Source organism: Actinomadura chokoriensis (assembly GCF_041463665.1).
GTDB lineage: Bacteria > Actinomycetota > Actinomycetes > Streptosporangiales > Streptosporangiaceae > Spirillospora > Spirillospora chokoriensis_A.
On sequence record NZ_JAXCEJ010000003.1, the window covers coordinates 1 to 10,758 of the forward strand.

12 protein-coding genes are annotated in these 10,758 nt (G+C 72.7%); 5 read left to right on the plus strand and 7 right to left on the minus strand.

Annotation, left to right across the window (positions count from 1 at the left end):
• Positions 1-833: 833 nt before the first annotated feature.
• Positions 834-1,667, minus strand: a complete 834-nt coding sequence (locus tag SM418_RS06215) for a crotonase/enoyl-CoA hydratase family protein (protein WP_371939679.1) — start codon at positions 1,665-1,667, stop codon at positions 834-836.
• A 171-nt stretch (positions 1,668-1,838) separates the two neighbouring features.
• Positions 1,839-2,339, minus strand: coding sequence for a metallophosphoesterase family protein (locus tag SM418_RS06220; RefSeq protein WP_371939680.1), 501 nt, complete (start codon positions 2,337-2,339; stop codon positions 1,839-1,841).
• A 26-nt stretch (positions 2,340-2,365) separates the two neighbouring features.
• Here SM418_RS06220 and SM418_RS06225 point away from each other — a divergent pair, with 26 nt between their 5' ends.
• Positions 2,366-3,202: an alpha/beta fold hydrolase gene (locus SM418_RS06225; RefSeq protein ID WP_371939681.1), complete on the plus strand. Its 837-nt coding sequence runs from the start codon at positions 2,366-2,368 to the stop codon at positions 3,200-3,202.
• A 283-nt stretch (positions 3,203-3,485) separates the two neighbouring features.
• Here SM418_RS06225 and SM418_RS06230 read toward each other — a convergent pair whose 3' ends face one another.
• The 4 genes from SM418_RS06230 to SM418_RS06245 form a co-directional block, all read right to left on the minus strand.
• Positions 3,486-4,196: a hypothetical protein gene (locus SM418_RS06230; RefSeq protein ID WP_371939682.1), complete on the minus strand. Its 711-nt coding sequence runs from the start codon at positions 4,194-4,196 to the stop codon at positions 3,486-3,488.
• Positions 4,197-4,398: 202 nt separating this feature from the next.
• Complete coding sequence (locus SM418_RS06235; protein ID WP_371939683.1) at positions 4,399-4,788, minus strand: rhodanese-like domain-containing protein; 390 nt, start codon at positions 4,786-4,788, stop codon at positions 4,399-4,401.
• A gap of 10 nt (positions 4,789-4,798) precedes the next feature.
• A complete protein-coding gene (locus tag SM418_RS06240) occupies positions 4,799-5,674 on the minus strand; it encodes a Gfo/Idh/MocA family protein (protein ID WP_371939684.1) in 876 nt (291 codons plus the stop codon).
• Between the two features lie 18 nt (positions 5,675-5,692).
• Positions 5,693-6,811 (minus strand): epoxide hydrolase family protein, encoded by a 1,119-nt coding sequence (locus SM418_RS06245; protein WP_371939685.1) that lies wholly within the window; start codon positions 6,809-6,811, stop codon positions 5,693-5,695.
• A gap of 61 nt (positions 6,812-6,872) precedes the next feature.
• Between SM418_RS06245 and SM418_RS06250 the strand changes: the two genes are divergently transcribed.
• Positions 6,873-7,820, plus strand: coding sequence for a helix-turn-helix transcriptional regulator (locus SM418_RS06250; RefSeq protein WP_371939686.1), 948 nt, complete (start codon positions 6,873-6,875; stop codon positions 7,818-7,820).
• Between the two features lie 20 nt (positions 7,821-7,840).
• Here the strand turns inward: SM418_RS06250 and SM418_RS06255 are convergent, their stop codons facing one another.
• Complete coding sequence (locus tag SM418_RS06255) at positions 7,841-8,230, minus strand: hypothetical protein (protein ID WP_371939687.1); 390 nt, start codon at positions 8,228-8,230, stop codon at positions 7,841-7,843.
• Positions 8,231-8,367: 137 nt separating this feature from the next.
• On the opposite strand from SM418_RS06255, the gene SM418_RS06260 reads away from it, so the two are divergent.
• From SM418_RS06260 to SM418_RS06270, 3 genes are all read left to right on the plus strand, one after another.
• Complete coding sequence (locus SM418_RS06260; RefSeq protein WP_371939688.1) at positions 8,368-8,796, plus strand: pyridoxamine 5'-phosphate oxidase family protein; 429 nt, start codon at positions 8,368-8,370, stop codon at positions 8,794-8,796.
• A gap of 217 nt (positions 8,797-9,013) precedes the next feature.
• Positions 9,014-9,445 (plus strand): pyridoxamine 5'-phosphate oxidase family protein, encoded by a 432-nt coding sequence (locus SM418_RS06265; protein WP_371939689.1) that lies wholly within the window; start codon positions 9,014-9,016, stop codon positions 9,443-9,445.
• A 53-nt stretch (positions 9,446-9,498) separates the two neighbouring features.
• The gene (locus SM418_RS06270; protein ID WP_371939690.1) at positions 9,499-10,746 is read left to right on the plus strand and encodes a globin domain-containing protein; all 1,248 of its coding nucleotides are present in this window, start codon (positions 9,499-9,501) and stop codon (positions 10,744-10,746) included.
• Positions 10,747-10,758: the final 12 nt, after the last annotated feature.

Here is a 10,758-nt window from a genome sequence, read left to right on the forward strand (position 1 = left end):
CCAGCGTTCGTCCTGAGCCAGGATCAAACTCTCCATTAAGGCCTCAACGACCAACCAGGGGGCGAACCCCAGCCGGCCAAACCTCGAAGAAAATCCCAGCAAACACAACCCACAAAAAGGGCCGTGCATTGCCTCAAAGAAACCCCGACCATCCCGAAAGACGGCCACGGGGCGACCCGACCCCAACAAGGGCCGAGCCGATAAAGGCACTGGCTTTTAACACGCTGTTGAGTTCTCAAGAAACGGACACCCACCGCGCTGGATCCGCTTTCGCGTTTCCCGCTCCGGGGCGACTCGGTTTACTTTATCGGATCCGGCCGGTCTGTCAATTTCGGCTTTTTCCGATAACACCCGTCCGATTCCGCTTGCGCGGCGCCTTCAGGGCGGTGAAGCTATTTCACCAGATCCGGCCCGATTGTCAAAACCAAGCCTTTTCCGACGCCACCACGACACAGCGGGCACGGCAAAGCCGCGTCGGCTTGATCGTTGATGGTTTCCCCGTCGCCCGGCCGGCCGCCATGCGGGCGTCCTGCATCCGTGAGGGGGACGAGCGGTTAACTTACGTGGTCCCAGCGGCCACGTCAAATCGACATGCTCCCGCGTCGGGTGCCGCGGACGGTCGCCGACCAGCGACTCCGCCGAGCGACCTGTCGCCGGATCTGCCCGGGCTCGCGATTCTCTCCCCGCGCTTCACGCCCTGGCAGCTCGGAGGCGGCGGCCGCGACGGCCGCCTCGCTCCGGGCGACGGAACGACCGAGCGGGGGTCGTCCTCACCTTTGGCGTGCTGCTCCCATGCCGTCCGGCCGGAGAGCAGCACGCCGCCGCGCGACGCGTCAGGCAGGGTCGGTGAAGGAGGGCGGGCGCTTCTCGAAGTAGGCGCGGACGGCCTCGACCTGGTTGGGGGTGCCGCGCAGCCGGTCGAGCGCGCGGGACTCTTCGAGGAACTGGCCCGCCAGGTCGTGGTCCGATGCGCGGTTGAGCAGTCGCTTGGCGCCGCGCACGGCGTCGGGGCTGTTGCCGGCGATCTCGCGGGCGAGCTCGGTCGCGGCGGCGCGCGGATCGTCGGCGGTGCGGGTGGCGAGGCCGATCCGGGCCGCGTCCTCGCCGGAGAGCATGCGGCCGGTGAAGGTGAGTTCCTTCGCGACATCCTCGCCGACGAGGCGGATCAGCGCGGCGGTCCCGGTCATGTCGGGGACGAGACCCCAGCGGATCTCCAGGATGGACAGTCTCGCGTCGGGGGCGACGATGCGGATGTCCGCGCCGAGCGCGATCTGGAGTCCGCCGCCGAGGGCGTGCCCGTGGACGGCGGCTATGACGGGCTGCGGCAGTTCCCGCCACACGTGCACGGCCTGCTGGCCGAGGTTGGTGATGCGTCCCGGCTCGCGTTCCGTGATGTCCTTCGCGAGCCGTTCGAACCGTGAGCCGCCTTCGGTGTGGGCGGAATCGCCGGCCATGGCCGCGAAGTTGGTGAAGTCGAGCCCCGCGCAGAAGGCGCGCCCCTCACCCGACAGGACCACGGCCCGGACGGACGGGTCGGCGGCGAGCGCGTCCCCCGTCTCGGCGAGCGCGTCGAACATGCCCCCGTCCAGGGCGTTCAGCTTGTCGGGCCGGTTGAGCCGCACGTCGGCGACCCCTTCTCGGACGTTCACGGTGACGCGGTCGGCCATGCCGGGTTCCCTCCGTCTTGGCAATCATTCCAATAGGGACGATTCCATGCGGTACGGCAACCAGTCGAGGGCCGCCCCCGATCCCGATGGAAGGTGCGTGAGGTAGGCGGGCCCGTAGGCGGCGGCTACCAGGCACCGACTCTGCCAGCGGTGGCCGACCGGTGGCTCCCGTCAGGTGACGGGGACGATCTGCGCTGCGGTGAGCCGGCCGTCGCGGATGTCGAGGAGGCCGAGGGTCCCGTGCGGCTGGCGGCGCCGGTCGGTCGGCGATCCGGGGTTGAAGACGCGGACGCCGTCGCCCGTCTCGTCGAACGGGATGTGCGAGTGCCCGAAGACCACGAGGTCGGCGGCGGGGAACCAGCGGCGCATCCGGGCGGTCCGGCCGCGGGCCTGGCCGCTGTCGTGGACCATCGCGACGGCGAGGCCGTCCAGGTCGAGTTCGAGGCGTTCGGGGACGCCCCAGGCGGCGACGTCCGGCCCGTCGTTGTTGCCGAGCACGGCGTGGACCGGCGCGTACTCGGCCAGCTCGTCCAGGACGGACGCCGTGCACACGTCGCCGGCGTGGAGGATCACGTCCGCGCCGCGCAGGTGCTCGGCCACCCGCGGCGGGCAGGACTTCCAGCGCCGGGGCGCGTGGGTGTCGGAAATGGCCACCGCTCTCACGCCTCCCATTGTCCCGCACGGAGCAGAATGGCCCGATGCGGATCGACATCGGTGACGTGCGTCTGTACTTCGACGTCGAGGGCGCCGGGCTCGTCCCGGACGGCGCCACGATGGCGGAGCGCCCCGTGCTCGTGGCGCTGCACGGCGGCCCCGGCGCCGACCATTCGCTGTTCAAGCCGGTCCTGGGACGGGCCGCCGAGTTCGCGCAGGTCGTCTACCTGGACCAGCGCGGCAGCGGCCGGTCGGACGTCGGCGACCCCGCGTCGTGGACGTGGGAGCGCTGGGCGGACGACGTCATCGACTTCTGCGACGCCGTCGGCATCGAGGATCCGGTGCTCCTCGGGACGTCCAGCGGCGGCTGGGTGGCGCTGACGGCGGCGCACCGCCACCCGGAACGCGTCCGCGGTCTGGTGCTGGACAGCGTCATGCCCGGTCCGGCCGAGGAGCGCCTCGCGGTGTTCGAGCGGCTGGGCGGCGCGGAGGCCCGCGACGTCGCGCGCCGCTACTGGGACGGCGAGGACGTCCAGGACGACTGGGAGCGCGTCTGCCTGCCCCTGTACTCGCGGCGTCCAGACGCGGCGGACCGGCTCGCCCGGATCCGCTGGAACCCGGACGTCGTCGAGCATTTCCGCCACACCCTGGCAGCGCGGTTCGATCCCTGGCCCCATCTGGACCGGGTCACCTGCCCCACCTTGATCATGAACGGCGAGGACGACCCCGTGGCGACCGTCTCGGCGGCCCGCCGCCTGGCCGCCGCCCTCGCGGACGCCGACGAGCACATCCTGCCCGGCACCGGCCACGGTACGTTCCGCGAGGCGCCCGACCACAGCATCGGCCTGCTCCGCGCGTTCCTGGCCCGCACAGCGTCCTGAAGAAGGTCCTGTCATGCCCCGGCAGCGAATTACGGAACGGGTGATTTTGCCACGGCGGAGTCTGGACACCGGTGGGAAACAACTGTAAGCACCGTGTCATTAGATAGTGATGACCAGCGGAGTTACGCTCGAATTCCTCGCGTTTCGTCCAGAAGGATCCGGCCGTACGCCCCCGGTCGTTCCGACACGGCGACCCCAGCACCGCGAGGACAGAGTGAGGGCGGCCGGGCCCGAGGTGGACGATCACTCCCTTGCACCGCCTCGGGACCGGCCGCTTTCCGCACTACGAGGTCAGGTAGAGCTTGCGGTCGAAGACGCCGGAGCCGGGCGTGCTCTCCCCGCGGGCGATCCCGGCGCCCTTCCCGGTGCCGTTGGACGGGCAGAGGCTGCTGCTTCCGGACTGCCGCACGAGGGTGATGTTGTCGGACTTGCCCTGCGCGTCGTCCAGGGCCGGGAGCGGGCGGTTCGGGTTGTCGCGGTTGTAGACGTCGAAGCTGAGACCGGGGACGCCGCCGGTCTGGAATCCGTAGTAGCAGGTGATGGGGATGCCGAGGATGTTGCCTTGCAGCTTGAAGCTGAGGCCGCCGTTGACGGTCAGGACACCGTCGCGTCCGCCGGGCACGGGGGCGTAGGCGATCTGGCCGCTGCGGTCGGGGAGCTGGGACAGGTCGAGGTCGGTCGCGGGCGAGCTGAGCCCGTTGGAGGTCTGGCAGGCGCCGATCGAGGCCGCGGTGAGTTCGCCGGCGCCGGTGGAGGCGACCGAGCCCCGCAGGGTCGCGCTCGTGCAGGAGCCGGTCACCGTCGCGCCCAGGTAGACGACGGAGAAGGTGAGGGGCCCGACGGTCGAGACCTGCCAGTTGCCGGAGTAGGGCGCTCCGGCGGCGGTCTCCTCGTGGATGGTGGTGGTGGCGGCGGACGCGCCGGTCGCGGTCAGGGCCAGCACGGCGAACGCGGCGGCCAGCGGCGCGGCCAGCCTGGGGGTGGGAGCCTTCACGGGGGGTTCCTCCTCGGGAGAGTTTCATTTTTTTCTACCCGAGCGAACGCGGAAATCAAGGCCCTGAGCCAAAGATAATCGCATTTTAGAGAACTCCGCTAAAAAGGCGGAACCGACCGCTAAGGCGAGTACGATACAGCCTGCCGAAATAGGCGGATCGGGTCGGGCGGGCGGCGCGGAAACCGGCCGCCCGCGCCCGCTTTCAGTCCGCTCCCCCGGTCGTCGGGAGTCCGCCGGCCCGCCACGCCCTGAACCCGCCCACGACGTCGGTCGCGCGGGTCAGGCCGAGGTCGTGCAGGGACGCGGCGGCGAGGCTGGAGGTGTAGCCCTCCGAGCAGAGCACGATGACGCGCACGTCGTGGCCGGTCGCCTGCGGCAGGCGGGCGTCGGAGGCCGGGTCGAAGCGCCATTCGAGGACGTTGCGCTCCACGACCAGCGCGCCGGGCACCTCTCCCTCCTCCGCGCGCTGGGCGGCCGGGCGGATGTCCACCAGGATCGCGCCTTCGCGCGCCTCCGCGTGGGCCTTGTCGGGGTCCAGCCGTTCCAGCCTGCCGCGCGCGTCGGCGAGGATCTCATCGATCGTCCGTGCCATGGGTTCAGCCTCACTTGGTCAGTTGCGCCTCGGCCGAGGCGAGGACTTCCTGGATGCGCAGCCCGTGCGCGGCGTCCAGCCGCGGGCCCGGCCCGCCGCGCACCGCCGCGGCGAACTCCCCGACCATCGTCGCGAACGCGTCGTCGCCCAGCTGTGACCAGTCGAGCACGGCGTGTCCCCGGCGCCCGTAGACCTCGACGCGGGCGGGCGGCAGTTCCCCTGTCCCCGCCATCGAGACGGACGCCTGGCTGACGGCGCCGCTCTCGTGCTCCAGCGTCAGGCCGAGCCAGCCCAGCGGGTCGCCGTGGGCGCGGACGCCCGTGACGCGGCCGAGCGAGGCGTCCAGCAGGTCGACGATGTGCGGGCCGAGGTCGAGCAGCGCGCCCTTCCCCAGGCGCCACGGGGTGGCGAAGGGCCCGCCGCTCAGCACCGAGGAGACGAAGGAGCCGTAGCCGCCGAACGGGTCGAGGTCGCCGACCCGGTCGAGGAAGTCGCGCGCCGCGCGCGAGTAGCGCAGCGTGAGGACCATCTGCGAGACGACGCCCGCGTCGGCGATGGCTCCGGCGACCCGGCGGGCGCCGTCCAGATCCATGGCGAGGGGCTTTTCCAGCAGGACGGCCTTGCCCGCGCGGGCCGCCCGGGCGGCGAGGCCGGCCTGCACGTCCGGCGGGACGGAGAACGCGACGGCCTCGCAGGCGTCGAACAGCTCCTCGATCCGCTCGAAGGAAGGGGCGCCGTGCCTGCCGGCCAGTTCGGCGGACGCCTCCGGACGCCGCGCCCACACCCCCGCCAGCCGCGTCGACGGCCCCGCCGCCAGGGCGGGCGCGTGCACCATCCCCGCCCAGGGCCCGGCCCCGACCAGCCCCACCGCCACGGAATCACTCATGGGGCAAACCTAGACGATCTACCCGGTGGTCAGTTCGCGGAAGAACTTCCGGATGTCGGCCACGAGAAGGGCGGGCTGCTCCAGCGCGGCGAAGTGGCCGCCGCGGTCGAACTCAGTCCAGTGGACGATCTTCTCGGTGCGCTCGGCGAGCGCCCGCACCGGCAGCGCCGCCTCGAACGGGAACACGGCCACCCCCACCGGGACCGGCGTCGGCTCGTCCCGTCCCCAGGTGCGGGACGCCTCGTAGTAGAGCTGGGCCGAGGAGCCGGCCGTGTTGGTCAGCCAGTAGAGCGTCACCCCGGTCAGGAGCGCGTCGCGGTCGACGCCGTCCTCGGTCCATTCGGTGAACTTCTCGGCGATCCACGCGAGCTGCCCGGCCGGGGAGTCGGCCAGCCCGTAGGCGAGGGTCTGCGGGCGGGTCGACTGGATGGCCATGTAGCCGCCCATGTCGGAGGTGAACCGCTCCAGCCCGGCGAGGCGCTCCCGGTCCGCTTCGGAGAGTCCCTCCGGGGAGCCGAACGTGAGCAGGAAGTTGAGGTGCACCCCGATCAGCCGGTCGGGGACGAGCCTGGCCAGCTCCCGGGACACGCCCGATCCGTAGTCGCCGCCCTGGGCGCCGTAGCGGTCGTAGCCGAGCCGCTCCATCAGCTCCGCCCAGGCTCCGGCGATCCGCCGCAGGTCCCAGCCGGTTCCGGCGAGCGGGGTGGAGAACCCGAAGCCCGGCAGGGACGGGACGACCAGGTGGAAGGCGTCGGCGGGGTCGCCGCCGTGGGCGCCCGGGTCGGTCAGCGGGCCGATCACGTCGAGGAACTCGGCGACCGAGCCGGGCCAGCCGTGCGTGAGGAGCAGCGGCGTCGCGTCCGGCTCGGGTGAGCGGACGTGCAGGAAGTGGACGCGCTGGCCCTCGATGTCCGTGACGAACTGCGGGTGCTCGTTCAGCCGCGCCTCGTGGACGCGCCAGTCGTAGCCGGCGGCCCAGTACTCGACGAGGTCGCGGAGCCGGTCCTCGGGGACGCCGCGCTCGGCGCCGGTGCCGGGGACCTGGCCGGGCAGCCGGGTCCGGGCGAGCCGCTCGCGGAGGTCGTCCAGGTCGGCCTGCGGGATCTCGATGCGGAAAGGACGGATGTCTTCGCTCATGAGGGAAGGCTTTCGTCCCATGCGGCAAGATCCTTGCCGCGATCGCGGGGAGAATCGGACCATGCTCGAAGCCTCCGCCCGCCTGCTCCGGCTGCTGTCGCTCCTGCAGACCCACCGCGACTGGACGGGCCCCGAACTCGCCGAGCGCCTCGGCGTCAGCCCCCGGACCGTCCGCTACGACATCGGCAAGCTGCGCGAGCTCGGCTACCCGGTGCACGCGGCGCCCGGTGTCGCCGGCGGCTACCGGCTCGGCGCGGGCGCCGCGCTGCCGCCCCTCCTGCTGGACGACGAGGAGGCCGTGGCGGTCGCGGTCAGCCTGCGCACCGCCGCCGGCGGCACCGTCGCCGGCATCGAGGAGATCAGCGTGCGCGCCCTGGCCAAGCTGGAGCAGGTGCTGCCGTCCCGGCTCCGCCGCCGGGTCGGCGCGCTGCACGGGTACACGACGCCGCTGGCGCCGGCCGGGCCGACCGTGCCGGCGGAGACGCTCGCGACCGTCGCCGCCGCGTGCCGCGACCACCGGCGGCTGCGGTTCGGCTACCGGCGCCACGACGGCTCGGAGACCGTCCGGGACGTCGAGCCGTACCGGCTCGTCCACACGGGCCGCCGCTGGTATCTGGTCGGCTGGGACGTCGACCGCGACGGCTGGCGCACGTTCCGCGTCGACCGGCTCGCCCCGCGCGTCCCGGACGGCCCGCGTTTCACGCCGCGTGAGGCGCCTCCCGCCGACCTCGTGCCGCGCGGGGTGGAGGCGGCCCTCGCCAGGCACCGGGCCCGCGTCACCGTCCGGGCGCCGGCCTCGGAGATAACGGCGCTCGTGCCCGCGTCCGTCCGCGTGGAGCCGCTGGAGGAGGGCACGTGCGTCGTCCACGCGAGCGGCGACACCCCCGAGCGGCTCGCCCTGAACATCCTCATGCTCGGCGCCGACTTCGAGGTGGACGGGCCGCCCGAGCTGCTGGACGCCCTGGCGGTGATCGCCGGGCGGTGCGCGGCGGGCGCCCGCCGCGCGTGACCGTCCGCCGGACGGCGGGGTCAGCCCAGCTGGACGCCGAAGAAGAGCGCGGCGAGCGCGCCGACCATGCCGAGCGCTCCCCACACGGCGAGTCCGGCCTTGGAGGAGGCGCGGGTGTGCAGGAACGCGGCGACCCCCGACAGCAGGACGAAGACGAGCTTCACCTCGAGGGTCCGCTGGGCGGCGTCGCCCAGCTCGCCCGCGGTGAGGTTCCAGACGCCGGTGAGGACCAGGACGGCGAACGCGGGCCAGGCGACCATGTTGTAGCGGCGGGCCGCGACCTTGGTGACGCCCTCGTAGCCGCGCAGCGCCGGAACGAGCGCGCCCAGCGTGATCTGGCCGCCGACCCAGATCGTCGCGGCGAGCACGTGCAGGAAAAGGCGCACGTCGGCGGTGGTGAGGGCGAGCACGAGAGCCTCCAGAGCGGACCGGGCGTTGATCGGTTTATGGGGACGTTACCGGCTGCACCGGTATGTTCCGGCACCACCCCGGGATTCGGGACCTTGGTCCCTAACGCCGTGACGCGCGGGCGATCCACGCTGGACGCATGCAGCTCGACCACAGCGGCCTGGAGATCCTCGACGAGGACCAGTGCCGCACCCTCCTGTCGCGCGCGACGATCGGCCGGATCGTGTTCACCCATCACGCGCTGCCGGCCGTCCAGCCGGTGAACTTCGCCGTCAGCGACGGCGACATCGTGATCCGCACGTCGCGGACGTCGCGGCTGGCCAGGGCCGCCGCCGACACGATCGTCGCCTTCGAGATCGACGAGTTCGACACGGCGGCGAGGACGGGCTGGTCGGTGGTGGTGGTCGGCCCCGCCCGGCACGTCGCCGACCCCGGCGACGCCGCCGCGCTGGAGGCCCTGCCGCTGCGCAGCTGGGCGCCCGGCGAGCGCGACCACTTCATCCGGATCCGGCCCGGGCTGGTCACCGGCCGCCGGATCGGCGGGCCGGTGGCCGCTCCCGCCTCGTGACGGCTCCCCTGTGAGCACCCCCCTGGACGACGGCGGACGCTGGTCGCCCCCTCCCTGGTGTGCGCGGCCGGCTCCTCACCTCGACCCGCTGCCCGGAGGCTTCCGCCCGGGAGGGGCGAAGGTCCGTTCCAAGGCGGGACCTAGGACGCCGGGCCCCGGCCTTGACCAGGACGTTCGCCTCTGCCGGCACCCGCCCGGCACCGGGAACCCTGGTGATATGACAACCGTCGGAGAAGACCTTGAGATCCTCGGTCGCGAGGAGTGCGTGGCGCTGCTGCGGTCCGCGCCGGTGGGGCGCGTGGTCTACACCGATCAGGCGCTCCCCGCCATCCAGCCGGTCACCTTCGTCCTGGACGGGGGCGACGCCGTGATCATCCGCACCGCCCCCGGCTCGAAGTTCGACGCCGCGCTGCGCGGCGCCATCGTCGCGTTCGAGGTGGACGCATTCGACTCGGCCGCCCGTACGGGCTGGTCGGTGACCGTGGTCGGGCAGGCCCGCGCGGTGACCGATCCGGCGGAGACCGGGCGGCTGGCCCGGCTGCCGTTGCGCCCGTGGGCGCCGGGGCCGCGCGACAACTTCATCCGCGTCCCGCTCTGGCGGGTCACCGGCCGCCGCATCCCTCCCGGCGGCCCGCCGCCCGGCCTGTGACCGGCGCCGGGACCGGGCTCTTATTGGCGCCCCGCCAATAAGAGCCTACGATCATGTTGGTCCGAGTCGTCCGCGGCGACGTCTCCCCCACAGGAAGGCATCTGATGCTCTCGTCCGACCACGCCGACATCGTGCGGGCCACGCTGCCCGCCGTCGGCGCCAACGGTGTTGAGATCACCGGCCGCTTCTACTCCGCGATGTTCGACGCCCACCCGGAACTGCGGCACGTGTTCAACCAGGGCAACCAGGCCAACGGCGAGCAGCGGCAGGCGCTCGCCGGCTCGGTGGCCGCGTTCGCCGAGCACCTGGTGAACCCCGAGGGCGGGACGCGGTTCCAGCAGATGCTCCCGCGCATCGCGCACAAGCACGCCTCGCTCGGCATCCGCCCCGAGCAGTACACGATCGTCGGGCGGCACCTGATGAACGCGGTGGCCGACGTGCTCGGCGACGCGGTGACGCCGGAGGTGCACGCGGCCTGGTCCGAGGTGTACTGGCTGTTCGGGACGCTGCTCATCGCCGAGGAGGCGCGGCTGTACCAGGAGGCCGGCTGCGACCCGGCCGTCCCGTACCTGCCGTGGCGGGTCGTGGAGCGGCGGGACGAGGCGCAGGACGTGATCTCCCTCGTGCTGGCGCCCGCCGGCGGCGGGGAGGTCCCCGCGCACCGTCCCGGCCAGTACGTCTCCGTCGCCGTGACGCTCCCGGGCGGCCTGCGCCAGCCCCGCCAGTACACGCTGTCGCGGGGTGCGGGCGACACGATCCAGATCACGGTCCGGCGGGTGCGCGGCGAGGACGCCGCGCCGGACGGCGCCGTCTCGGCGTACCTGTTCGACCGGGTCGCGGTCGGCGACGAGCTGGAGCTGTCCCACCCGTTCGGCGACGTCGTGCTGGACGAGGCGGAGGACCCGCTCGTCGTCATCAGCGCGGGCATCGGCATCACCCCCGCCGCCGCGATCATCGACCATCTGGCGGTCACGGCCCCGGACCGCCCCGTCCTCGCCGTCCACGCCGACCGGAGCCCGCGCTCGCACGCGCTGCGCGAACAGATCGCCGGGGCGGGCGCGCGGATGACCGGGTTCCGGCAGCTGACCTGGTACGAGGACCCCGGCGACGCCGAACTCGGCGAGGACGTCCGGCCGGGCCGGATCGACGTGGCGGAGCTGCCGCTGCCCGACAAGGCCCGCGTGTTCATGTGCGGGCCGCTGCCGTTCATGCGCGAGATCCGGCGCGTCCTGCTCGAAGCGGGCGTCTCCGACGAGCGCATCCACTACGAGGTGTTCGGCCCCGACCTCTGGATCCGCTGACCCGCTCCATGA